The organism is Sporanaerobacter sp. (genome assembly GCF_047830725.1).
Lineage (GTDB): Bacteria > Bacillota > Clostridia > Tissierellales > Sporanaerobacteraceae > Sporanaerobacter.
In genome coordinates this window covers 1,319,718-1,344,783 of record NZ_CP181252.1, presented here as the reverse complement: position 1 = coordinate 1,344,783, position 25,066 = coordinate 1,319,718, and the positions used below count along the sequence as shown (strand labels likewise).

The following is a 25,066-nucleotide window of genomic DNA, read 5'->3' as shown; positions in this document are numbered from 1 at the left end:
TAACATTTTAGTCTTTAAGAGAACCTCTAATTTTTTTAACTAATGACTTCAACTCATCTAATAAATTTTCTTTCCATCTAAATTTAAAATATGGACTACCAGATAAATCAAAGGATATTCTCCTTCCATATTCACTGGAAAGATCATTAATGAGTTCAGGAGTTATATGGCTAGATGAATTAAACTCTAATTTCACTTGTCTTCCTTCTTCTGTAATGCTAGAAATATTGCTTCTTCCAGAAATATATTTAATATATGATATTTTCATGAGATTTTCAACTTCTACAGGTACATCTCCAAATCTATCAATTAATTCCTCCATTAAATCATCGTAATCACTTTGACTTTCAATATTTGCAATTTTTTTATATATTTCAATCTTTGTTTCTTCTTCATCAATATATTTATCTGGTATATATCCATCCACATTGAGTTCTATGCTAGTTTCTACTATTTCTTCATAGTTTTCACCTTTTAATTTCTTTATGGTCTCATTCAAAAATTTCACATATAAATCATACCCTATTGCCTCTATATGACCATGCTGTTCAACGCCTAACAAATTCCCTGCTCCTCGTATTTCTAAATCCCTCATGGCAATTTTAAACCCAGAACCAAATTCTGTGAATTCTTTTATTGCTCTAAGTCTCTTTTCTGCTACTTCTGACAATACTTTATCCTTTTCATACATGAAATAGGCAAAAGCTATTCTATTCGACCTTCCAACTCTTCCTCTAAGTTGATAAAGCTGAGATAATCCCATTTTGTCTGCATCATATACAATCATTGTATTTACATTTGGAATATCTAATCCCGTTTCAATAATAGTTGTACAGACCAATACATCATACTCCTTTTCCAAAAATCCCATCATAACTCTTTCCAATTCTCTTTCACTCATCTGTCCATGACCTATGGCAACTCTAGCTTCAGGAACTAATTTTCTTATATTAGATGCTATTCTGTCTATAGACTCTACTCTATTGTATACTAAATAAACTTGACCATCCCTATTCATTTCTCTGATTATGGCATCGCGCACTAATTGTTCATTGTATTCCACAACATATGTCTGTATAGGATATCTTTCTTCTGGTGGTTCATCAATAACACTCATATCCCTTATACCAACCAGTGACATATGAAGAGTCCTTGGAATAGGAGTTGCTGTCAGTGTAAGGACATCTACATTTTCTCTTATTTTCTTTAATGATTCTTTGTGTTTCACTCCAAATCTTTGCTCTTCATCTACTATTAAAAGGCCTAAATCCTTAAATTTCACATCTTTGGATAGCAACCTATGTGTTCCAACTACTATATCTATATTTCCCTTTCTAAGTCCCTCTATAACTTGCTTTTGCTTTGCTGGAGTTTTAAATCGGCTAAGCATTCCAGCCTTTATCGGAAAATCGGCAAACCTTTCTAATATAGTATTGTAATGTTGCTGTGCAAGTATAGTAGTTGGAACTAAAATAGCAACTTGTTTTCCATCCATAATTGCCTTAAATGCTGCCCTCAAAGCTACTTCTGTCTTTCCATATCCAACGTCTCCACAAAGGAGCCTATCCATTGGTTTAGGTTTTTCCATATCTTTTTTTATTTCTTCTATACTTCTAATTTGAGCCTCTGTCTCTTCATAAGGAAACATATCCTCAAATTGCCCTTGCCAAGGAGTATCTTTGCTAAAAGCAAAACCTTCTACACTTTCTCTTTTAGCATACAATTCTAGCAAATCTTTTGCCATGTCTTCTATTGCTTTCTTAGCTTTTGCTTTTGTCTTTGTCCATTCTGTGCTACTTAATTTGTTTACCTTGGGTTTTACCGCATCCGAACCTATATATTTTTGAATTAAATTCATTTGATCTATAGGAACATACAATTTATCTTTGCCTTGATACTTAACAGTTAAATAATCTTTTTTAATCCCTTGAATATCTAATTGTTCTATTCCTAAATACTGTCCTATTCCATGATTTTCATGAACTACATAATCACCAATATTTAAATCAGAAAAGCTAGCTATTTTTTGCCTATCTTTTTTTATAGGCTTAGTTATTTTTCTCTTATTCACTCCAAATACTTCTTTGTCACTAATTATGGCAAATTTAATACTCGTATACTCAAACCCGCCATTTATGCTTCCAGACGTAATAAAAACTTGACCAGATTTTATATCTCTATTACAGTCCTCTACATACACACATTCTACACCTTTTTCTCTAAGAAGCGTTTCAAGTCTTCTACCTCGTTCTTCTATCCCAGACAATATAATAGTTTTATATCCCCTATACTTATAATGATTTAATTCTTCCACTAAAAATTCTATCTTGTTGTGAAAAGATTGCATCCCCTTAGTTGTAAAATTTAATATTGTATTAGAAACAAATCTTGAATCAGAATTTAGAAGAGCTGAAGTAGTTATACAAATGTGTTTTCTCATAGATTTATACACTACATCAAAATCATGATATATTTTATCATGTTTAGATAATAATTCTCCACTTTCAAACACATCAGTAAACTTAAGTATAAACTCGTTCTTAAAGTCTTGTAATTTTTCTTCTAACCTTCTTGGTTCATCTATTAAAATCAAACTATCATCATTTAAATAGTCAATAATATTCCCTAAATATTCTTCAGGAATATAGGGAACAATCATATCCACATTATTTAAACTTAGTCCCTCTTTCACGATTTCCATATATTTCAAAAACTTTTCTTCTAATTTATCTTTTTCTTTAGCACCTTTCTGAAATTTCCCCAGTATGTTTTTTAAATCTCTATCAATATTGGATACAACTTCATTCCTAAACTCATCCAATATCAAAACCTCTTTGGCGGGAGGAATTGAAACAGAAAAAATCTTTTCAATAGATCTTTGAGTTGATATATCAAAAGTCCTTATAGAATCAATTTCATCGTCAAATAGCTCTATCCTATAAGGGTTCTCACTATTTACGGGAAAAAAATCTATAATTCCTCCTCTTAGACTAAATTGCCCCTTGCCCTCTACCATATTTACTCTTTCATAGCCTTTAGTCACAAAAGCATTTAAAAGATTATCTAAATCTATAACTTCCCCATACTTTAATTCTTCAGTACAAATATCAAATATATTGCTACTCATGACCTTATTGAGCAATGCTTCTAAATATGTAACTACAACAATATTTTCATCATCATTTAATCTTGACAATACTTTAATTCTCTCATGAGTTGTTTCATAACTAAAAGCATCAATATCATAAAAAACCAAATCTCTTGAAGGATAATTTCCCACAAAATTGTTGTCGAAATTTTTTAAATCTTCAAATATCTTTTTAGCTTTAATCTCATCGCTTGTTATAATTAATATTTGTCTTTGTGTATGCTTATTTAACCCATAGGCTAAATGACCTATGTTCTCCTCACTCAAACCATGAATGCTTATAGGACTAATTTTAGACTCTATTGCAGCTAATAATTTGTTATAGGAAGACATATTTTTCAGAGGATCTATAAACATATTTTGTGGCATTTAATCAGCTCCTTCTAAAACACCTTAAGCCCAGGTTTATTCCTGGGCCTTGTTGTTTTTGGAATTGTAAATATTCATTGCAGTATTTAAATCTTCATTTATAATAGTTTCAATAGCCGCACAAGCTAGTTCTATTGTATGATCTATAGTTTGTCTTTCTTGCTTGCTAAATCTACTAAGTACAAATTGGGCTAAATCTTCACCAGGTTTTGGACTGCCTATCCCTACTTTAACTCTTGGAAAACCATCGTCTCCTAAATGATATATTATAGATTTCAGTCCATTATGTGTACCAGCACTTCCCTTTCTTTTAATCCTTATAGTCCCAAATTGTATATCTATATCGTCAACTACTACTATGATTTTTTCTATAGGTATTTTATAAAAATTATATAAATCTAGTACACTCATACCACTATTATTCATATAAGTTTGTGGCTTTATAAGTATAACTTTTTCGTTTCCTATCTGTCCTTCACCATAAACTGCCTTAAACTTAATTTTATTTATATCTATATTGTTCCTCTGAGCTAACAATTCTATAGTATCAAATCCTATATTATGCCTGGTATTTGCATACTCTTTTCCTGGATTTCCAAGGCCTACAACCACATACAAAATATCAGCCCCTAACTAATCAAACAATTTACTTACAGATTCATTTCCATATATTCTCTTTATAGCTTCAGCAAATATTGGTGCTACACTTACAACTTGAATTTTATCTATTTTCTTTTCCTCTGAAAGAGGTACGGTATCTGTAACGACAAATTTTTCAATTTCCGAATTGTCAATTCTTTCAACAGCTGGTCCAGAAAGTATTGGATGAGTTGCACAAGCATAGACTTTTAATGCTCCAAAATTTTTAAGTACCTGTGCCGCCTTTGTTATGGTACCAGCAGTATCTATTATATCATCAACAATGATTACGTTTTTCCCTTCAATATCGCCAATTACATTCATAACTTCTGAAACATTAGCTTTTGGTCTTCTCTTTTCTATAATAGCTATAGGTAAATCTAAAAGATTTGCAAAATTTCTAGCTCTTGCAACTCCTCCCAAATCAGGGGAAACAACTACTGTTTCTTCATCAACTATGCTCTTAAAATAATCTGCAAGAATTGGAACTCCCACTAAATGGTCTACAGGTATATCAAAATATCCTTGAATTTGTCCCGCATGTAAGTCCATAGTAAGCACTCTATCAGCACCAGCTTTAGTCAAAATATCAGCTACAAGTTTAGCTGTTATAGGTTCCCTTGCCTTTGTCTTTCTGTCTTGTCTTGCATAGCCATAATAAGGAATAACAGCAGTAATTCTACCAGCTGAAGCTCTCTTTAAGCCATCCATTAAAATCAAGGTCTCCATCAAACTGTCATTTACAGGTGGACAGGTTGGTTGAATTAAAAATACATCATAACCTCTAACAGTTTCATTGATGTTAACTGTTATTTCTCCATCGCTAAAAGTCCCAACTTCACAGTCCCCAAGAGGTACTCCTAATTCACTACAAATCTTTAAAGCCAATTCTCTGTTGGCATTTCCAGTAAATACTTTCATGCCACTTCCGCTTAAGTTCATATTTAAATTCCTCCCAGTTATTTATTATTTTTATCTGCAAATCCTTTTTTATATGTCCAGCCTTCTTTGTTTACTTGTCTAGCCCTAGCTATAGACAGTGCTCCATTTCCTACTTCATCAGTAATAGTGGAACCAGCAGCTACATACCCCCATTCTCTCACAACTACTGGGGCAACCAAGTTGGAATTGCTCCCTATGAAGGCATTGTCCTCCACAATAGATCTTTGTTTGATTTTTCCATTATAGTTTACAAATACCACGCCACAGCCTACATTTACATTCTTACCTACATCTGCATCCCCTATATAGGAAAGATGGCTAGCTTTTGAATTATCTCCTACATTTGAATTCTTAACTTCTACAAAATCACCAATCTTTACATTCTTACCAATATGGCTATTTGGCCTTAAATAAGCATAGGGCCCTATTTTGCTATCATCATCTATACTACTATCTAATATGGTGGAGATTTGAATTTCTACCCTATTCCCAATTTCTCCATTTACAATTTTCGTATTGTGACCTATTATACAATCTTCTCCTATAACTGAATATCCCTCTATAATTGCCCCTGGATATATGATTGTATCTCGTCCAATTTTAGCCTCAGCATCTATGTAAGTACTATCTGGATCAACAATGGTGACTCCATCTTCCATGAACTTTTCAATTATCCTTCTTCTCATAAGCTTTTCTGCATTTGCAAGTTCTTTCCTTGAATTGATGCCATATATTTCTTCAGGATTTTCTATCTTATATGCACCTACTTTTAAATTTTTACTTTTAAGTACTTGTACTGCATCTGTAATATAGTATTCACCCTGAGCATTGTCATTGTCAATATTATCTAATGCAAATTTTAAATATTTTCCATTGAAGCAATACATTCCTGAATTGACTTCTTTTATTTTTCTTTCTTCTTCTGTAGCATCTTTGTGTTCTACTATAGAAAGAATATTGCCATTTTCATCTCTTATTATTCTGCCATAACTAGTAGGATCCTCTAATTCAGCTGTTAAAACAGTACAAACATTTTCACAAGACTTATGATATTCTACCAATTTATTCAAAGTATCTCCCGTTATCAATGGAGTATCTCCATATAAAATTATAACATAACTGTCGTCCTCAATATAATCTCTAGCTTGCATCACCGCAAAACCCGTGCCATAAGGCACATTTTCCCCGATTGGCTGACGTACAAATACCACATCTTCCTTTTTTATGGCTTCTGCCACTTGATTGCCGCCATGACCTATAACTACTATATTTTTCTCCATAGCTGCAGCCCTGCTTGCCTCTAAAACATAGCTTAAAAGAGGCTTACCACATACTTCATGAAGAACTTTAGATTTTTTAGATTTCATCCTAGTTCCCTCTCCTGCTGCAAGTACAATAGATATATTCATATAAACACCTCTATGTTTTGTATTTCTCCACCCAATAATATTTTATACAATTTAAAATATAAGTCCACACCTATTTTTTCTTTTCTTTAAATAATATTGTATTTTGGCTAAGTAAAAAGGACCTCTATGGTCCTTTCACTATTCTTCAGATATGCTTTTTTCATACTCTTTAAATATTGCCTCTTGGATTCTACTTCTAGTCTCGGAATTAATTGGATGTGCAATATCTCTAAACTCTCCATCTGCCATTTTTCTGCTTGGCATTGCTATAAAAAGTCCATTTTGTCCTTCGATTATTTTTATGTCATGAACAACGAATTCATCATCAAAAGTAACAGAAACTATGGCTTTCATTTTTCCTTCATCAGTAACTTTTCTAATTCTAACATCTGTAACTTTCACTCCTGCTTCACCACCTTCCAAAGAAGTCGTTTGAAATCACCAAATATTCTCTATATTCTCTATTTTTTAAAGAAATCCTTCTTTTCACTAAAATTATTTTATCTTTTATCTAAATTGTTTTAATTGTTTGAAATTTGGAATAAGTATGGTCTCATTTTTTTCTTCATCTATTTTTTCAAGCCTTATGAGGGAAACATAATCTTCCACCAATTTTTTCTCTGGATTTTTGGTAGAAATAAATATTCCTACTCCAACAACTTCTGCATTAAATTCCCTCATCATTTCCTTCATTCCCTTTACAGTCCCACCTGCCCTCATAAAATCATCTATGATGAGCACTCTAGAACCCTCTTTTATTGCCCTTTTAGAAAGAGACATCGTTTGAATAGTCTTGGTTGAACCAGATAAATAATTTATATTTACAGCTGGTCCTTCTGTAATCTTCATATTTTTTCTTATGATTATGAGAGGAACATTCAATATTTCAGCAGTCATTAAAGCTATAGGTATGCCCTTGGTTTCTATTGTCACTACATAATCTATATCATTTTTTGCGAATTCATTTGCAAATATTTTCCCAATATTTCTAATAATCCTTGGTGTATACAATATATCCATCATATAGATAAAACCACCAGGAATAAGTCTTTCACCTTTAGATAATTCATCACATAATTCTAAAAGTAAATTTTCCACATCTTTTTTTCTCATATTGGGACTAAATCTAACACCTCCATTAGCTCCCGGAATAGTTTCTATATAGCCTATATCAAGTTTTTCAACCAGTTCCTTCATTATAGAAATATCTCCACTAATACTTGGTTTTTTTACTTTGAATAGTTCTGAAAAATATCCATAAGTAAACACTTTATTTGGATTTGTTGTAAGTATATACATGATACCTGCTATTCTTTCATTTCTTTTCAATTTATCCACATAAATCACCCTACACTTGAATATTATTTTTTTATATATCACTTTATTTTATTCCTATTTATAAAACTTTTCAACAGGTTTACAACTTTTCCTTTTTATATTTATACCTTTATGATATAATCTATCAGTGACAAATAAAAAAGACTTCTATTGTAAACTTTTAATAATCACGGAAGCTTTTTTGAAACCCATTTTGGAAAGTTTTAAATTAAGGAAAACAAAAATTTTCGTATGAGCTATAAAAAATGAATATAATATGATGATAATAACATATTTCTTGGCAATAATAATTAATATAGAACCATTTATTACTTCAGGAGGTATTCGTTTATGTTTTCTTTCAATATATGTGAACATAATTTTTCTCATGTTCATCTCATAGGCATAGGTGGTATAAGCATGAGTGGTTTAGCTGAAATACTTTTAACAGAAGGATATACAGTTTCAGGCTCCGATATGAACCCTTCTCCAATAACAGACAAATTAAAAACTCAAGGGGCAAATATCTACATAGGCCATAAATCTAAAAATATTGAAGGTGCAGATTTAATCGTTTATACAGATGCCATTTCTAAAGATAATCCAGAACTTATAGAAGCTCAAAAAAAAGGAATAGAAACTGTCGATAGAGGAACCTTTTTAGGCAAACTCATGAAAAACTATGAAAAATCTATTGCGGTCTCTGGAACTCATGGAAAAACAACTACTACAAGTATGTTAGCCACAATACTAAATAAATCTCACTTAGACCCTACAATTCTTCTTGGAGGAGAACTTGATGAAATAGGTGGAAATGCCAAAATAGGTAGTAAGAAATTGGTATTGACAGAAGCTTGTGAATACAAAGGAAATATTCTCAAATATCAGCCTACAATGGCTATAATACTAAATATGGAAGAAGATCATTTGGATTATTTTAAAAATATCGATCACATTGTAGCAACATTTGCAGAATATGCTAATGGGATAAGTGAAGATGGGTATCTCATCATTAATACCGATGATATAAATGCTGAAAAAGTTATAGAAAATACCAAATGTAATGTCATCACCTTTGGACTCAATGGTAGTGGAGATTATGTAGCTGAAAATATAAGCTTTACTAGCGAAGGTTATCCAAAATTTATTCTAAATGTAAAAAATAAAGAAAAATACCTCATTACACTAAATGTCATGGGTATACACAATATATACAATGCCCTCGGAAGTATAGCTGCAGCCCATACCTACCATGTACCTATGGAAGATATCATAGAAGCTATAAAAGATTATAAAGGCACCCATAGACGACTAGAAACAAAAGGATTTATAAAGGGGGCTAAAATAATTGATGACTATGCTCATCATCCAACAGAAATAAAAGCGAGCTTGAATACTCTAAAAAAAGCCACTGAAAATAAGCTTTGGTGTGTATTTCAACCTCATACCTATTCAAGAACTAAAATATTATTAAATAGTTTTTCCGAATCCTTTTATGATGCAGATAAAGTTATAGTTACAGACATTTATGCAGCAAGAGAAGTTGATACTGGAATTATTCACTCTAAAAATTTAGTAAATGCACTAAAAGAAAAAGGTGTAGATGCAATATATATTGATTCATTTGACAAAATAGAAAATTTTTTACTAGCCAATATCGAGAATGGAGATACTATTGTCACTATGGGAGCTGGAAATGTATATAAAATAGGAGAAGCTCTTCTTGAAGATGAAAAAAAAGCAATTTAAAAAAAGGTCCTTATTTCATAAGGACCTTTTTTTCTACTCCATATATGTTTTCCATGATTTCCTTAACCATCAACTCATCATATATAAAATAAGATAATTGTTTATTTTTTACTTTCTTATAAGTTCCTACACCAGGCAATGTAGTAAAATTAAAATCCTCCGAACCCATTGCCAATGCACTTTTCCCATAATTTAGGGCTTCAGCCAAACTTACATCTGTCTTTATATAATCAAAGCTAGTCTTTATAACTAAAGGCATTTTTATACTCAACGCTTCATCAATAAAAGATTTTAAAAATTCTTGTTGTGCTTTAACTCTACCTAAATCACCATCACTATACCTATTTTTACCAACATTGTCTTTTCTATATCGCAGAAATTCCACAGATTTTTTCCCATTTAAAAGCTGCTTTCCTTCAGGTATATCTATATACAATGGCGGTTTTGCTGTAGGGTCTTTGTACTTCATATGAAAAGGTACCGTTACTTCTACCCCTCCTACAGAATCAACTATTTTTTCTACACCCTTATAATCTATCATAATATAATGATGTACAGGTACTCCCTCCAATATATGAGAAACTACTTTTTTAACTCCACTAGCACCATGAGAAGCATATACTGCATTTATTTTTCTCTGTTCTGCTTCTTCATATCCCTTTCTATAAATATAAGTATCTCTAGGAATTGATATCATATCTACTTTCTTTAATTTCGGATCAAAAGAAATAAATATAATAGTATCAGATCTTATCCCTTCCATGCCCATAAGCACAAAATTTATTCTACTACTCTTTTCATAAGCCTTTTCTAAAGTATCTATGGTTTCTTTCTTTTCTTTTACTTCCTTTTTTTCATCTTTTTTTAAAATATCGCTTTTCTCTTCTTCTAAATTTTTATCCCTATCTTCATGAATTTTCACTTTAGTCTCCAAATAAGTATAGGAACCTAGAAAAAAAGCCATAACAATACATACAGAAAAAATAATAAGAACTTTTAAATTTTCTTTCATCTATAATTCACCTTTTCTAAACCTCCTTTCCCATCTTCACAATAATATTTTGTACAATAGATAAATTTTTACTCATAAAAAAACCGATCCAATTGGATCGGTTTTTTTATTCTTATTTTGTATAATCGTAAAATCCTTTGCCTGTCTTTCTACCTAATTGTCCGCCTCTAACCATCTTTCTTAGTAGTGGATGAGCTCTATATTTTGAATCACCAAATTCAGTATAAAGTACATCCATTATAGCTAAACATACATCAAGTCCTATTAAATCTCCCAAAGCTAAAGGTCCTATTGGGTGATTTGCACCAAGTTTCATAGCTTCATCTATGTCTTCAACTGTTGCAACACCATCAGCATAAATGCCAACTGCTTCATTAATCATTGGAATAAGTATTCTATTCACTACAAATCCTGGAGCTTCTTCTACTTGAACTGGAGTCTTTCCTAATTTTTCAGCCAATTCAAATACTGTGTTTCTAGTTTCTTCACTTGTTGCAATACCTTTTATGACTTCGACCAATTTCATAACTGGAACTGGGTTGAAGAAATGCATTCCTATAACTTTTTCTGGTCTATTTGTAGCACTTGCTATTTCAGTTATTGATAATGATGAAGTATTGCTTGCAAGTATTGCCTCTGGTTTACAGATTTCGTCTAATTTCTTAAATGTTTCTTTCTTTACGCACATATCTTCTGAGATAGCTTCTACAACAAGATCACAATCCTTTAAATCCTCATATTTTGTAGTTATTTGAACTTTTGCCAATACTTTTTCTTTATCTTCTTCAGTCATTTTGCCTTTTTGTACTTTTCTATTTAAATTTTTATCCACACTTTTTAAACTGCCTCTTGGGTTTCCTTCGTCAATACTTCTAACCCACATAACTACATCATAATCATTTTCTGCCAATACCTGAACGATGCCAGAAGCCATAGTACCTCTTCCAAGAACTCCTACCTTTTTCATAAAAACACCTCCAAAATTTATCTTAATTTATAGTTTGGGCTACGTTTCTCTAGAAACGCTCCCATACCTTCTTTTTGATCTTCTGTTGCAAAGCAAAGACCAAACAAATCTCTTTCTATAGCCATACCAGTTTCAATATCAGTTTCCATCCCTCTATTTATAGAAGTCTTTGCAAATCTCACAGCTATCTGTCCCTTTGAAAGTATCTTATTCGCCAATGCAATAGCTTCATTCATAAGTTCATCTTGAGGAACTACTTTATTTACCAAACCTATTCTATATGCTTCATTGGCATCTATCATATCTGCAGTAAATATAAGTTCTTTTGCTCTGCCCATTCCTACAAGACGTGCAAGTCTTTGAGTCCCAGCAAACCCTGGTATGATTCCAAGTCCAACTTCTGGTTGTCCAAATTTAGCTTTTTCTGAAGCTATTCTTATATCACAGCACATAGATAATTCACAGCCACCACCAAGGGCAAAACCATTTACAGCTGCAATAACTGGTTTTTCCATTAGCTCAATTTTTCTAAATACGCCCAGCCCATTTTTAGCAAATTGTCTTGCTTCCTTTGAATCCATTTCTTTCATTTCAGCTATATCTGCTCCTGCTACAAAAGCTCTTCCTTCACCTGTTATTATCAATATATGTATATCTTCATCATTTTCTATCATATCTATAGCTTTATCCAATTCACATAAAACTTGAGTATTGAGTGCATTTAGTGCTTTAGGTCTATTGATTGACAATATACCTATATTCCCTTCTCTTTTAAAAATCAAATTTTCAAAATCCACACTATCCCTCCTAGGCACAAAACAATATTTTCTCAATTTGTTTATATTTTATCAAATTCAAGCATATAGTGCAATACCATCTTTGATAACTGTTTAACAATCCCTATTGGTAAAAAAAGATTTTTTCGTATAAATCTTTAAATTGCTCCTGTTTTCTCAATTATACTCCAAAACCTCTCATTTCAGTTTTTTTAAACATTCTTTACTTATATTCAATAATGACGTTAAAAAATTATCAACTATAAATGAGATGAATATTCATCCCATTTATATTCTAATATCCAGGTTTACCTAAAAGTTTAAACATATTCTTTTTATATTCCTCAACTCCAGGCTGATTAAATGGATTTACTCCCAATAAATATCCACTGATAGCACAACTTTTTTCAAAGAAATATATAAGTTTGCCAAAATTGTATTCATTCATTTTTTCTATATTTAAAATAATATTGGGAACTCCTCCACTTGTGTGCGCCATAAGAGTACCTTCAAAAGCCTTCTTGTTCACAAAATCTATAGTTTTCCCTGAAAGAAAGTTGAGACCATCTAAATTTTCTTTATCTTCTTTTAAGATCATATCAACTTTAGGTTCTTCTATATTTATAACTGTTTCGAATATATTCCTCCTTCCATCCTGTATTAACTGACCTAAGGAATGGAGATCTGTAGTAAAACTTGCAGAAGATGGATATATACCTTTCAAATCTTTTCCTTCACTTTCACCAAACAATTGTTTCCACCATTCTTGAAGATAAAACAAACTAGGCTCATAACTTGTAAGTAATTCTATTTCTTTGCCTTTTCTATACAATACATTTCTTATAGCTGCATACTGATAAGAATAATTTTTATCTAAATCTAAAACCCCATACTCTTCCATGCCATCTTTGGCACCATTCATTATCTCATCAATATTTAAGCCAGATACTGCAATTGGAAGTAAGCCTACTGAAGTAAGGATAGAATATCTTCCTCCAATATCATCTGGAACTGTAAATGTTTCATAACCTTCTTTAGAAGCTAGTTCTTTCAATGCTCCCTTTTTGCTGTCTGTTGTAATATATATTCTATTTTTAGCCTCTTCTTTTCCATATTTCTCTTCTATATATTCCTTAAATATTCTAAAAGCAATAGCAGGCTCTGTAGTTGTACCAGATTTAGATATAGTATTAATGCTAATATCTTTTCCATCTATAAGCTCCAAAAGTTCCAATATGTAAGAACTACTCACATTGTTCCCAACAAAATATATTTCCGGTCCATTTCTCTTTTCACTAGATAGCATATTGTAAAAATTGTGATTTAATGCCTCTATACAAGCTCTAGCACCTAAATAAGAACCACCTATACCTATGACTATGAATACCTCCGAGTTTTTTCTTATCTTTTCTGAAGCTAGTTTCACCCTTTCATATTCATCTATATCAAATTCCTTTGGATAATTAACCCATCCTGTATACTCACTACCTGGTCCCTTTTTATCATGGAGCATATTGTGAGCTATATTCACATATTCCTTTATATTTTCCAACTCATAATCTTCTATAAAACTATGAGTATAGTCTAAACTAATGCTTGCCACATTAGCACCCCCTCATATTTTTCTCAATATATATAATATCACATTTCTCAAAAAAAAATCCCAGAAGTTGCGACAGCATGCTACGGCAGGGACGGTTCTCGCTGTAGCAAAAAGCATCCTAGAAGATGTACTTCTAGGATGCTTTTTGCACATTGTCAGGATAATTTGGACTATCTGGGTTTAAATCTCTCATGATATACTCATATATCAAGGGCTCTACCTTTATTCCCATATGATTTAAGCCTTCATTTCCAAACAATACATTGAACTCCAATATATAATATTTATCACCCACTACCGCTATATCAAATCCTGCATGATTTATCTTAAGTGAACTAGCTACATTCTCCACCAATTTTATACTAGCTTCAGGAACATCTCTAAAAGAATAGGTACCACCTTTAGCTATATTGTTGTGAAAAGCTCCTTCCCTTCCTATTCTCCAATAAGACGCTACAACTCTATCTCCAACATAGACAATTCTCAAATCCCTATCTATTGGAAGTTTCTCTTGAATATAAAGAACTTCGTTGTTGTTCATATATTCCAACAATTCTCTTCTATTTTCTACGAGGTATACTCCCCTTCCCATAGAATTTCTGATTTCTTTACATACACAAGGATATCCAAATTCCTCTTCTATATCTTCTACACATACTCTATCTAAATTTGTAATCTTTGTATAAGGCACATTTTGAGGAAAAGTAGCCCAAAGTGTTCTTGTCATCTCAATTTTGTTGTGTCCAAGGTGGTATGTGCTTATATTCGGAAATATTTTCTTATTTAGACCATATACAAGAGTGTTTAACTGCCAATATTCTGGAAAAAGCACATAATCTGCCTCTTTAATAATCTCTTTTTCTCTAAACATATTTTCTGGCTTTATATATATTATATTTGGAATACCAATGGTCCTATATGGATTAAAAGAAATAAATTTCAATTTTACACCACCCTTTCATTTTAGCAAAAATATAATACATCATGCTAAATCAGGTGTCAATATATTTTTTATTCCATAACTTCAACAAGAACTAATGCAAAATCATCTTCTTGCTCTCCCCATTGAAACTTTTCTACTTCCCTATTTATAGCGTTTAAAATGTCTCCTCTGTTGTTTTCTATAACTTTTATAACTCCTTCCAATCCAAACTGATTTTTTCCCCTATCATGAACTTCCGTTATTCCATCTGTATAAAAAAGTATTTTGTCACCTTTGTGAAATTGAACACTATCTTCTAAATAAAATATTTCATTGAATATATATGAAATAGGAAAACCTCTGATTTTTAATATTTCTAACTTTTCATCATTAAAAAGTATTGGAATACAATTGTGCCCAGCATTTGAATATTTAAAAATATTTGTCCTAGTATCTAATACACCATAAAACATAGTGAAATATTTGTCATCATCCAAATTTAAATCCACAAATTTCTTGTGAAGTTCTGTAAGCGCTTTTGATGGACTAATAATTTCGTCCTTTATAGAACGCATAGTTTGTCTCACAAACATAGTCATCATAGATGCTGTAACACCATGACCCGCTACATCGCTTATATATATTCCTACATGATTTTCATCTATACTGAATATATCAAACATATCTCCACTAATCATCTCACATGGTTTATATATATAATTGAATTTTATATTTTTATATATTCCTTCTTTAGGAAGGATTTTTTGTTGCAAAGTTTTAGCAAAAAGTAAATCCTTGCTCATTTTCCTATTTTTTTCTTTCAGCTCCTTCTCCAATTTTCTTTCTCTGGTCACATCTCTGAAAACTTCCACAGCAGCATATATATTACCTTCTGAATCTGCCACAGGTGAGCTTTTTACTGAAAAAATTCTATCTCCTACCCTTTCCTCTTTTTGTACTATTTCTCCAATTTCTATACTCCTTTTGGTAATACAAAAATTGCAAGGCAAATCCTTTCCCAAAACTTCATAGCATTTCCTTCCTTCTATATCTTCCCCTAAACTTTCTTTCATCGTTTTATTTGCATATATTATGATCCCATCCTTATCTACAATCCTTACCCAGTCTGCCATTCCTTCTAAAGCATGATAATTGAGTATACCAAAATCTCTATACCTCTGTACTCTTTCTTCTATAAAACTAACTTTCTCATTATCTAACATATTCATCACCTAATTTTCAGAAGATTTAAAGTCCTTTATCTAATCATAGCATATTTACCAATTGAAAATAAAGTAGTATTTGAAAAAAGCATTCATTCTACATAAAAATCTCATAGAACGAATGCTTTTTATCTACCTAATAGTCGAACCATGTATAACATTTAAAAATTCCGGATTGAAAATATCTTTTTTTACAAAAGACTCTCTTTCTATATCATAAGTATAGTCAGATAACTTTAAAACAGCTGAACCTGTTTGCAATGTCAATATATGATAGTCATTCTTTGATGTAAATACCCAAAATTCCAAAGTTCCAATTTGAACATATTCATCAAACAATATATATTCTTTATCCCCATCATGAACTAGCAAAAACCACTTTTGACCATCATCCCAAATCATTTCACCATTTTCGTCTCTTTGAGCAGTAGTATATAATTCTATGGTTTCTTCCTTCTTGTCATTATTTATATCAACTTTCACACTATCCAACAAAGTCAAACCCGAAGTATCCAATCTATCTGTTGATGGAAATATGGCAGTAAATTTTTCTCTCTTTTCTATCTGTTCTTCTTTTCCTACTGATTCTTCTTCTTCATGTAAAACCTTCTCGTATATTTTCCCAAAAGTATCATTCTCTTGTACATCTTCAAGTACAAATGACCCACTTTCTTTTACACTATAAGTTAAAAAATAATATTTATTTTTCTTGATAGTATTCCACAAGTTTTCATCTAGAACCTCAAAGGAAAGCTTTTCGAGTTCATTTCCATCTTCTCCAAAAGTTTCAATAGTTACAAAATTAATTTCCCCTGATTGGTTTTTCCCTACGACTAATCCAGAAATAATTTTAATTTCTTTTTTATTTTCATCTACATTCTTAAGAACAAAAAAAGCACAAATTATAGCTAATATGATAATTAAAATTATAATATTTCTAGATTTATTGCTCATGTTTTCACCTTCTTTTTTAATTAATATTATCATTTAATAACTAGAATATCAATCTTATTTTGTATATCATCTCAATTAATATTTTAAAAAATAGCAAATTTTGCTGTTTCTATTTCATTTATTACAATATTAGTGTAAAATATTATTAAAGTACAAAGAAAGGAGAATTTTTATGGAAAATAATTCCGAAACAAAAAAGTCTAAAGAAAAATTTGGGAATTTAAAATTAAAAATTGTTTTTGCACTTATTTTAACTTTGTTCTTAAGCACTATGGTTTCAAATTTAATTTATGATCTTTTAGAGAATTTTGTCAATATCAACCCTAAATTCGCCATGTTCTTTTCAACTCTCATAAACATTGTAATAGGTCTATTGTTTGCTTATATTCTAGTCAGGACATTCTTTATAAAAAACATTAAAACAATATTGACAAGCATAGAAAAAATAGCTCAAGGCGATTTAACACAAATTAAAGTCTTAAAAAACAACAGCGAATTCAATGCCATAAATGCATCTTTGAATAAAGTCACAGAAAATTTTAAAAATGTATTAAAAGAGATAAAAACAAATTCCGAAATACTTGCAGAAAGCACAAAAACACTATCTGACATAATAGAAGAAACAACAGAATCTACAGAAAATATTGCAAGCAATGTAAATGATATAGCTCTTGGCTCAGAGGATACTTCTAAAAATATAGTTGAATTAAATGAAGCAATCTCTAATTTAACTGAACTTTCTCAAACCACTGATAAAAATACCAATATAGCAACAGAGCTTTCCAAAGATATGGCAAGTTCTGCTGAAAAGGGAAGCAAAGATATGGATATGATCATTGAAAAAGTAACTTTAATTGACGATTCTACAAAAAATACTTCCACTATAATTGAAGATTTAAACAACAAAATTAAAGATATTGACAATATTGTCATCATAATAAACGAAATAGCTGAGCAAACGAATTTGTTAGCACTAAATGCAGCCATAGAAGCTGCAAGAGCTGGAGAAGCTGGAAAGGGATTTGCTGTTGTAGCTGAAGAAATTAGAAAATTGGCAGATGAAACTCATACATATTCAGAAGAAATATCTAAAATCACAAATTCCGTCATCTCTAGCAGTACTAATGCAGTAGAAAGTATAGAAAAAGTAAGCAATATCGTCGATGAAAGTGTAAATGTAGCTAATTTAACTAAATCATCTTTTGAAGAATTGTTAAGTAAAATAGTCGAAATAAATTCATTGATAATAGATATATCTAAAGCTGCTAAAGAAGAGAGAAGCAATAGTGAATACATCCTTGAAAGAGCCACAGAAGTTTCTGCAATATCACAAGAGACAACTGCTTCGTCTGAAAATAGTGCTGCTGCTGTAGAAAAAAATCTTGCTTCTATGGAAGAAATTACGGCTTCAATTGAAGATTTGGCAAAAATCGCAGAAAAACTTAACACTATGGTGGAGAGATTTACTATCTAATCTCTCCATTTTTTAAAATTATTTTTTAGGAGGTCTTGGCCCATAATATTGATAATAGTCTACTTTTATTCTTCCATTGTATAACTTCCTTTTTCTATCTGCCTTTTGCCCATAAAGCTTTTCAAAGTTTTCATTTGAAGTAATTATATAAATAGACCATGTATCCAATTGCCTAAATATCTTCCCAATTTTAGTATATAACTCTTCAACCTTTTCTTTATTCCCAAGTCTTTCTCCATAGGGTGGATTAGAAATTATGACTCCATATTTCTCATGAGTTTTAAAATCCAATACATTTCCTACATTAAAATCAATGCAGTCATCAACTCCTATTTCAAATGCATTTTCTTTAGAAATTTCTATAGCTTCTTTATCTATATCAAAAGCCTTTATATTTAGCTTCCTATCCTGAAGTATTGCTTTTCTTGCATTTATTTTTGCCTCTTTCCAGTACTCTTTATTTATTCTTGGCCAATTCTCCGATGCAAAAGATCTTTGAATACCTGGTGCAATATTTTTCCCTATCATAGCTGCTTCTATAGGAATAGTTCCTGATCCACAAAAGGGATCTACAAGTATTCTCTCATGATTCCAATAACTTAAATTTATTAAAGCTGCTGCAAGAGTCTCCTTTATAGGTGCTTCTACACTTGACTCCCTGTATCCTCTTTTATGTAATCCTTCACCACTAGTATCTATAGTCAAAGTTGCAATATCCTTTAAAAGCGCTACTTGAATAGTAAACTTTGCCCCTGTTTCTTTAAACCATTCTGTATGATATTTAGTTTTCAATTTTTCAACTACTGCTTTTTTAACTATTGCCTGACAATCTGGAACACTCATAAGCTTTGAATCTACAGCCTTTCCTACTACTGTGAACTCTCCATCTTCTGTTATCCACTCTTCCCATGGAAGAGCCTTGGTCTTTTCAAATAATTCTTCAAAAGTAATTGCCTTAAACTCTCCCATTTTTAAAAATACTCTATCAGCACTTCTCAGCCAAATATTAACTCTTGGAATATCCTTTTCTTCTGCACTAAAAGTAACTTTCCCATTTTCTACTTTTACATCTTTATATCCTAAATCTATAATTTCTTTCTTCACTACAGATTCTAAGCCAAAAGTAGATGTTGCAATTAACTCTATTTCACTCATTTTATCTCTCCTTTATCTTGTCCTTCATTTCTATTATAACTAAAATTTAAAATAATTACTTAATAAATGTGTATTTTTTTATACATATGGGTATAAACTTTTATAGGAAAGAAAGTACTCCCCATTGGGGAATGAAACATAAAATTGACAAGGAGGATCTGACTATGAAAAGTTTAGGAACATTTTTGCAAAGTGGAGATTGGAAAGGCGAAAAACATGTACCAGTTATCCATGCTCCTGAAAATGCAAAAAAAGGTGAAGAAATTGAAATAAGAGTATTGGTAGGAGAAGAAATCAAACATCCAAATACATTAGAACATCATATTTCATGGATTAAAGTATTTTTCCATCCAGAAGGTTCAAAATTCCCTATTGAAATAGGAAATTATAATTTTTCAGCTCATGGTGAAGGTGAAATCTACGAAGAACCTGAAATTGCAATTAAAGTTAAACTTGACAAACCTGGCGCAATACATGCATTAAGTTATTGCAATATCCATGGCTTATGGGAAAACAGCATAGAGATCAAAGTAGAGGACTAACAAGTCCTCTTTTTTTCCCCCTTGACAATGGAAACTCTTTATATTATCATATAACATAAATTACATACTGAAACTATGAAGGATTTAGTAGTCCACTATAGTTAAAAGACAGAGAATAGACTATTGGTGAGAAGTCTATAACAAATAGTGCGGCGAATTACACTCTGGAGTTCCAATGAGAAATCATTGCGTCTATCACACGTTAAAGTGATTTAAGGCTTTTTGAGCAAATTAAGGTGGTACCACGGGGTTCTTCTCGTCCTTAGATGGAGAAGAACCCTTTTTTATATTATTTATTTTAGAAAAAGGAGGTTTTTGTTTTGAATAATGTACTCGACTTGTTAAAAGAAAGAGGATATATTGACCAAGTTACTTATGAAGATGAACTACATGAACTTTTAAATAAGGAATCTGTTACCTTTTATATTGGCTTCGATGCTACAGCAGACAGTTTGACCTTAGGACATTTTGTTCAAATAATGGTTATGAAACATATGCAAGAAGCTGGACATAAGCCTATTGCACTACTTGGTGGTGGTACAACATTGATTGGAGACCCAAGTGGAAAATCAGATATGAGAAAAATGCTTACAAAAGAACAAATTGATTACAATGCAACTAGATTTAAAGAGCAACTTTCAAAATTTATTGATTTCAGTGACGATAAGGCATTGGTAGTAAATAATGCAGACTGGCTTTTAGATCTAAACTATGTTGAGTTTTTAAGAGAAATTGGTATACATTTTTCAGTCAATAGAATGCTTGCTGCCGAATGCTATAAACAGAGACTAGAAAAAGGACTAACTTATTTTGAATTTAGCTATATGCTCATGCAATCCTATGACTTTCTAAAACTTTACAGAGACTACAATTGTAAACTTCAGATAGGTGGAAGCGATCAATGGTCCAATATATTAAGTGGATATGAATTGGTAAGAAGAATTGAAAATGACAAAGTATATGCTATGACATTTAAGCTCTTAACCAATGCTGAGGGCAAAAAAATGGGAAAAACGGAATCTGGCACCATTTGGCTAGATAGTGAAAAAACTTCACCTTATGAACTATATCAATACTTGAGAAATATTGATGATAGAGATGTAGAAAAATGTCTTTCAATGCTTACCATGCTTCCTATGGATGAAGTAAAAAAATTGTCATCCCTTGAAGGAGCAGAGATAAACAGAGCTAAAGAAATTCTTGCTTATGAAGTAACCAAAACCGTTCATGGAGAAGAAGAAGCACAAAAAGCACAAAAAGCTGCCAAAGCACTATTTGCAGGTGGAAACCAAGAAGGGTCTATTCCTACTACTGAAATAGACAAATCCAATTTTAAAGATGGCATGGGAATATTGGATTTAATGACCAAATTGGGATTAACTAGTTCAAATAGTGAAGGTAGGAGACTTATAAAGCAAGGTGGAATCTACATTGGCGATAGGAGAGTAGATGATCCAAATCTAAAGATAGAAATAGCTGACTTTGATGACAATAAATTGATGATAAGAAAAGGCAAAAAAGTTTATCATCAAGTTAAATTAGTCTAAGATTATAATTTTTATATTAAAGAAGTTCTACAAAAATTGTAGAACTTCTTATTTTTTATAGCCCATTTCCTTCATATCCCTCTATACCCACATATTAAGGGTTTATCTGAAAAGTCATTAATGATATACTCATAAACAAATTTAAAAAGGAAGGGGGAAAGTCAAATATCTTTATGTATTACACTCAAAAATCCAAGGAGGTAATAAATAATGAAAAAAGGAAATGCGAAAAAAACTCTATTGTCGACAACTATATCTCTGTTACTGCTTTCTTCATCAAGCTTTGCTAGTGCTGGAGGTTCCACAACCATAAGATATACCATAAATACCAATTGCTCAAACTGTTATCAAATAAATAATCAAAATGTCCTATATAAATATGTAACCTATTCACCATATAAATATACTTATAATAGATATGCTGTACCTAATACTAATACCAACACTAATACCAATACTAACACTAATACCAACACTAACACTAATACCAATACTTCTGTATCAAGTACAGCAAATGCAATGGAGTTAGAAGTCTTAAAACTCATAAATGAAGAGAGAAAAAAAGAAGGACTAGCTCCCTTTACTTACAGTGAAGAACTTTCAAAAGTAGCTAGAACTAAATCTCAAGATATGGCTGATAAAAATTATTTTAGCCACACTTCACCTACTTATGGAGATTCTTTCACTATGATGAAAAGCTTTGGAATAAAATACAAAACTGCAGGAGAAAATATTGCCAAAGGCTACTACAGTGCTTCTTCTGTGGTAAATGGATGGATGAACTCTCAAGGACACCGTGCAAATATATTGAATCCAAACTTCAACAAAATTGGTATAGGTTATGCTACAGATAAAAGCGGTACAACTTATTGGACACAAATATTTACAGATTGATATTAGCTAATTTAAAATAGTACTTATAATTATAGTTAGAATTCTAACAGTTAGAATTCTAACTATTTTTTGTTTGAGGTGAAATTATGATAGATAGCCATAATTTATGAGAACATTAGATATGAATAGATACACAAAATTTACCTAGTATCCACTAGCCAAATTTTACTGGTCTTTATCTTATGATAATTTTTTTAATAGCAGAAAATAAAATTGGTTTCATTTCATCTATATCGGCCGGTTCGTTTAAAATTATGCAACTATAGCATACTGAACCTGTCAATTCCAAAATTATAAAAAGCAATTTCTTTATCTCTTCTTCTTCATAATTAAAATCTTTAAGTCCTTCTTCGAACATGTAAAATATTTCATTTATTTCTTCATAATCTTTATAGGCTTTTTTTATTATTCCCCATGAAAGATTTTTATATATAATCTTTAAAAGCAATTTGTTTTCTTTTAAATACTCAATTATGTAGTCTATAAAATAAAGAAGTTTATCTTCAAATTTTTCAAATTGTTCCTTATTTGTTTCACTTATAGCTTGGCTCAATATTTGGCTGCTCTTTTTTAAAACAATTTTATCTAATATATCATATTTGTCTTTAAAATACAGATAAAAAGTACCTTTAGCTACACCTGCTTTTTTTACGATATCATTTATAGCCGTATTGTGAATACCTTGAGTTGTGAATAACTCATATGCAGCAGCATAAAGCGATTCTTCTTTAAGCTGCTTATTTTCCTCTACCTTCGACATTCTTTTCATTTTAGACCTCCAAAAAATATTATCATTTCATAAATATATATTATCATACTAAATAATTTATCTGACAATACTCTCTTCTATTTTTGTTCCAATATACTGATTTTGGCTATAAATATTTTTTATATATTTATCTATATTCCCATCAAAATATAACTCATTTCCAAAAGCAACTTTTTCTAGTGCTACTCTGACTTTATTGACAATAAATTTATCATCTTTATCTACTCCATATCTTATATAATCTTCTATCACTAAACTCAATGCCTCTACCACTTTATCTATATCAAATTTTTTATCATTTACATTAAAAACAATCTCGTCATCAATATAATATTCTTCATTTTCTCTTGCATCTCTAAGAATTTTTTTAGTGTATCCAATAATACATTTATCCCTCATACAAATACCGCAAGTTCCTTCACCTAGACAAATATTATTTACCGCTTCATTTAATTCTTGCGTCTGCATATAAAGAGTTGCTGCCACTTCCTTCAATGCTGATTTTTCTCCAGATTTCCTTTTCACTATGAGTTTTCTTATCAATATAATAGCCAATAATGACAATATACCAAAATAAATTCCAATGTTTAAAGATGTTAAATACTTACTTGGTATTGTCTGAAAAAGTTTCAATGTCCCAAAAGTTATAAATACAAGAGATGAAATGAGTTTTATGAAAATATCTGGAATTTTTTCTCCTATTTTACTTCCTATAAAAATCCCTATACCACTTACAGCTATCATCCCCAAAGTAGTACCCATAAGTATGAAAAATGGATAAGAACCTTCTGTAGCCAGTGTCATAGCAGTAAGTTGAGTTTTATCCCCCAATTCTCCAACGAAAAATGCTAAGGCTACAGTCATCACAGGGCCAAAGTTCTTTTTATCTTTACCTTGCTCTTCATCGTCTTCATCAATTAATGCCAATATTCCAAAAACTACAAAAAGTAAACCTGCAACTATTTGAATAAAACTCATTGGAACAATTTTTGAAATATATCTTCCAAGAACTATAGCTAGACCATGATTTAAAAATACTCCTAAAAAAACACCTAAAAGCACTTGTCGTACTTTATATTGAGTTGCAAAAGTCATAGCTAAAATTTGAGTTTTATCTCCCATTTCAGCCACGAAAATAAGTAAAAAACTTCTCATCAGTTCATTAAACACAGTTTTTCCTCCTTTTATTTACATAGAAAAAAAACTTTTAGCTTAATAGGTATTGTTCCCCATTAAGCTAAAAGTCTCGCTCCTCTTTTTTTGTAAGAGTAAATAGAACCAGGTATTTCTACCAGTATGTTGACTCTATTTGCAAATATTTGCAGCTACTCCCCTTTAGCAAAAAATAACTTAAATTTTACATTCATTATACATTATACAAAAATTATTTGCAAGAATCATTGTTCTTCATTTTTTCTCTATTTATAGCCATTATTTTGTTGTTGATATAGTCATATCCATTGGGTGAATGAGGTATAAGACAATTGCTACAATCCTTTATACCATTGTAATCCCTATGATTCCCTCCACAGTCTTCCAAAAAATATAGAGGACAGTAGCAAAACATACAATTAAAATCCTCTTCATTTTTCACCTTGTGACATGGGAAATAACTACAAGCAGTATTTCTATAAAACCTATATGAATTTTCCACA

General features: G+C 31.1%; 22 protein-coding genes. 5 read left to right on the top strand and 17 right to left on the bottom strand.

Translation table 11 applies throughout. The features are described 5' to 3' along the window. Positions 1-7: 7 nt before the first annotated feature. The 6 genes from mfd to purR form a co-directional block, all read right to left on the bottom strand. Positions 8-3,517 carry a transcription-repair coupling factor gene (gene mfd, locus ACFWUA_RS06490; RefSeq protein WP_416197247.1) on the bottom strand — a complete coding sequence of 1,170 codons (3,510 nt, stop codon included), beginning with the start codon at positions 3,515-3,517 and terminating at the stop codon, positions 8-10. A 36-nt stretch (positions 3,518-3,553) separates the two neighbouring features. Next, positions 3,554-4,135, bottom strand: a complete 582-nt coding sequence (gene pth / locus ACFWUA_RS06485) for an aminoacyl-tRNA hydrolase (protein ID WP_416197246.1) — start codon at positions 4,133-4,135, stop codon at positions 3,554-3,556. A 15-nt stretch (positions 4,136-4,150) separates the two neighbouring features. After that, entirely contained in the window at positions 4,151-5,098 is a 948-nt protein-coding gene (locus tag ACFWUA_RS06480) for a ribose-phosphate diphosphokinase (RefSeq protein WP_416197245.1), read from the bottom strand. Between the two features lie 17 nt (positions 5,099-5,115). Continuing rightward, positions 5,116-6,507, bottom strand: a complete 1,392-nt coding sequence (glmU, locus tag ACFWUA_RS06475; protein ID WP_416197244.1) for a bifunctional UDP-N-acetylglucosamine diphosphorylase/glucosamine-1-phosphate N-acetyltransferase GlmU — start codon at positions 6,505-6,507, stop codon at positions 5,116-5,118. A gap of 138 nt (positions 6,508-6,645) precedes the next feature. Beyond that, positions 6,646-6,909, bottom strand: coding sequence for a septation regulator SpoVG (gene spoVG, locus ACFWUA_RS06470; protein WP_072744688.1), 264 nt, complete (start codon positions 6,907-6,909; stop codon positions 6,646-6,648). Positions 6,910-7,014: 105 nt separating this feature from the next. Further along, entirely contained in the window at positions 7,015-7,845 is an 831-nt protein-coding gene (gene purR, locus ACFWUA_RS06465; RefSeq protein WP_416197243.1) for a pur operon repressor, read from the bottom strand. Positions 7,846-8,175: 330 nt separating this feature from the next. Here purR and murC point away from each other — a divergent pair, with 330 nt between their 5' ends. Then, a complete protein-coding gene (gene murC / locus ACFWUA_RS06460) occupies positions 8,176-9,573 on the top strand; it encodes a UDP-N-acetylmuramate--L-alanine ligase (RefSeq protein ID WP_416197242.1) in 1,398 nt (465 codons plus the stop codon). 10 nt (positions 9,574-9,583) lie between these two features. On the opposite strand, the gene ACFWUA_RS06455 is transcribed toward murC, so the two are convergent. The 7 genes from ACFWUA_RS06455 to ACFWUA_RS06425 form a co-directional block, all read right to left on the bottom strand. Next, entirely contained in the window at positions 9,584-10,585 is a 1,002-nt protein-coding gene (locus ACFWUA_RS06455; protein WP_416197241.1) for an LCP family protein, read from the bottom strand. A gap of 112 nt (positions 10,586-10,697) precedes the next feature. Further along, complete coding sequence (locus ACFWUA_RS06450; RefSeq protein ID WP_416197240.1) at positions 10,698-11,552, bottom strand: 3-hydroxybutyryl-CoA dehydrogenase; 855 nt, start codon at positions 11,550-11,552, stop codon at positions 10,698-10,700. A gap of 17 nt (positions 11,553-11,569) precedes the next feature. After that, entirely contained in the window at positions 11,570-12,349 is a 780-nt protein-coding gene (locus tag ACFWUA_RS06445; RefSeq protein ID WP_416197239.1) for a short-chain-enoyl-CoA hydratase, read from the bottom strand. A 274-nt stretch (positions 12,350-12,623) separates the two neighbouring features. After that, positions 12,624-13,931, bottom strand: coding sequence for a glucose-6-phosphate isomerase (locus ACFWUA_RS06440; RefSeq protein ID WP_416197238.1), 1,308 nt, complete (start codon positions 13,929-13,931; stop codon positions 12,624-12,626). Between the two features lie 133 nt (positions 13,932-14,064). Beyond that, on the bottom strand, positions 14,065-14,874 hold the full coding sequence (locus ACFWUA_RS06435) for an ATP-grasp domain-containing protein (RefSeq protein ID WP_416197237.1): 810 nt from the start codon (positions 14,872-14,874) through the stop codon (positions 14,065-14,067). A 68-nt stretch (positions 14,875-14,942) separates the two neighbouring features. Continuing rightward, positions 14,943-16,076: a SpoIIE family protein phosphatase gene (locus ACFWUA_RS06430; RefSeq protein ID WP_416197236.1), complete on the bottom strand. Its 1,134-nt coding sequence runs from the start codon at positions 16,074-16,076 to the stop codon at positions 14,943-14,945. Positions 16,077-16,208: 132 nt separating this feature from the next. Beyond that, on the bottom strand, positions 16,209-17,030 hold the full coding sequence (locus ACFWUA_RS06425; RefSeq protein WP_416197235.1) for a hypothetical protein: 822 nt from the start codon (positions 17,028-17,030) through the stop codon (positions 16,209-16,211). A 172-nt stretch (positions 17,031-17,202) separates the two neighbouring features. Between ACFWUA_RS06425 and ACFWUA_RS06420 the strand changes: the two genes are divergently transcribed. Next, positions 17,203-18,504 (top strand): methyl-accepting chemotaxis protein, encoded by a 1,302-nt coding sequence (locus ACFWUA_RS06420; RefSeq protein WP_416197234.1) that lies wholly within the window; start codon positions 17,203-17,205, stop codon positions 18,502-18,504. Positions 18,505-18,522: 18 nt separating this feature from the next. Here ACFWUA_RS06420 and ACFWUA_RS06415 read toward each other — a convergent pair whose 3' ends face one another. Beyond that, positions 18,523-19,659 carry a THUMP domain-containing class I SAM-dependent RNA methyltransferase gene (locus tag ACFWUA_RS06415; protein ID WP_416197233.1) on the bottom strand — a complete coding sequence of 379 codons (1,137 nt, stop codon included), beginning with the start codon at positions 19,657-19,659 and terminating at the stop codon, positions 18,523-18,525. A gap of 164 nt (positions 19,660-19,823) precedes the next feature. Here ACFWUA_RS06415 and ACFWUA_RS06410 point away from each other — a divergent pair, with 164 nt between their 5' ends. The 3 genes from ACFWUA_RS06410 (at position 19,824) to ACFWUA_RS06400 (ending at position 22,642) form a co-directional block, all read left to right on the top strand. Next, entirely contained in the window at positions 19,824-20,201 is a 378-nt protein-coding gene (locus ACFWUA_RS06410; RefSeq protein WP_416197232.1) for a class II SORL domain-containing protein, read from the top strand. Between the two features lie 320 nt (positions 20,202-20,521). Further along, positions 20,522-21,748 carry a tyrosine--tRNA ligase gene (gene tyrS / locus ACFWUA_RS06405; RefSeq protein WP_416197231.1) on the top strand — a complete coding sequence of 409 codons (1,227 nt, stop codon included), beginning with the start codon at positions 20,522-20,524 and terminating at the stop codon, positions 21,746-21,748. 210 nt (positions 21,749-21,958) lie between these two features. Continuing rightward, positions 21,959-22,642: a CAP domain-containing protein gene (locus ACFWUA_RS06400; protein ID WP_416197230.1), complete on the top strand. Its 684-nt coding sequence runs from the start codon at positions 21,959-21,961 to the stop codon at positions 22,640-22,642. 175 nt (positions 22,643-22,817) lie between these two features. Here the strand turns inward: ACFWUA_RS06400 and ACFWUA_RS06395 are convergent, their stop codons facing one another. The 3 genes from ACFWUA_RS06395 to ACFWUA_RS06385 all read right to left on the bottom strand — a co-directional run bounded on the left by ACFWUA_RS06395 (position 22,818) and on the right by ACFWUA_RS06385 (position 25,065). Further along, positions 22,818-23,411, bottom strand: a complete 594-nt coding sequence (locus ACFWUA_RS06395) for a TetR/AcrR family transcriptional regulator (protein WP_352404240.1) — start codon at positions 23,409-23,411, stop codon at positions 22,818-22,820. 57 nt (positions 23,412-23,468) lie between these two features. Then, positions 23,469-24,581, bottom strand: coding sequence for a TMEM165/GDT1 family protein (locus tag ACFWUA_RS06390; RefSeq protein WP_352404239.1), 1,113 nt, complete (start codon positions 24,579-24,581; stop codon positions 23,469-23,471). Between the two features lie 214 nt (positions 24,582-24,795). Further along, the gene (locus ACFWUA_RS06385; RefSeq protein WP_416197229.1) at positions 24,796-25,065 is read right to left on the bottom strand and encodes a cysteine-rich small domain-containing protein; all 270 of its coding nucleotides are present in this window, start codon (positions 25,063-25,065) and stop codon (positions 24,796-24,798) included. Position 25,066: the final 1 nt, after the last annotated feature.

Excerpts from the sequence above, each read along its gene's own strand:
- mfd (WP_416197247.1), bottom strand. The coding sequence starts at position 3,517 with ATGCCACAAAATATGTTTATAGATCCTCTGAAAAATATGTCTTCCTAT.
- ACFWUA_RS06480 (WP_416197245.1), bottom strand. The coding sequence starts at position 5,098 with ATGAACTTAAGCGGAAGTGGCATGAAAGTATTTACTGGAAATGCCAAC.
- glmU (WP_416197244.1), bottom strand. The coding sequence starts at position 6,507 with ATGAATATATCTATTGTACTTGCAGCAGGAGAGGGAACTAGGATGAAA.
- murC (WP_416197242.1), top strand. The coding sequence starts at position 8,176 with ATGTTTTCTTTCAATATATGTGAACATAATTTTTCTCATGTTCATCTC.
- ACFWUA_RS06455 (WP_416197241.1), bottom strand. The coding sequence starts at position 10,585 with ATGAAAGAAAATTTAAAAGTTCTTATTATTTTTTCTGTATGTATTGTT.
- ACFWUA_RS06450 (WP_416197240.1), bottom strand. The coding sequence starts at position 11,552 with ATGAAAAAGGTAGGAGTTCTTGGAAGAGGTACTATGGCTTCTGGCATC.
- ACFWUA_RS06430 (WP_416197236.1), bottom strand. The coding sequence starts at position 16,076 with ATGTTAGATAATGAGAAAGTTAGTTTTATAGAAGAAAGAGTACAGAGG.
- ACFWUA_RS06425 (WP_416197235.1), bottom strand. The coding sequence starts at position 17,030 with ATGAGCAATAAATCTAGAAATATTATAATTTTAATTATCATATTAGCT.
- ACFWUA_RS06420 (WP_416197234.1), top strand. The coding sequence starts at position 17,203 with ATGGAAAATAATTCCGAAACAAAAAAGTCTAAAGAAAAATTTGGGAAT.
- ACFWUA_RS06415 (WP_416197233.1), bottom strand. The coding sequence starts at position 19,659 with ATGAGTGAAATAGAGTTAATTGCAACATCTACTTTTGGCTTAGAATCT.
- ACFWUA_RS06410 (WP_416197232.1), top strand. The coding sequence starts at position 19,824 with ATGAAAAGTTTAGGAACATTTTTGCAAAGTGGAGATTGGAAAGGCGAA.
- ACFWUA_RS06400 (WP_416197230.1), top strand. The coding sequence starts at position 21,959 with ATGAAAAAAGGAAATGCGAAAAAAACTCTATTGTCGACAACTATATCT.
- ACFWUA_RS06395 (WP_352404240.1), bottom strand. The coding sequence starts at position 23,411 with ATGAAAAGAATGTCGAAGGTAGAGGAAAATAAGCAGCTTAAAGAAGAA.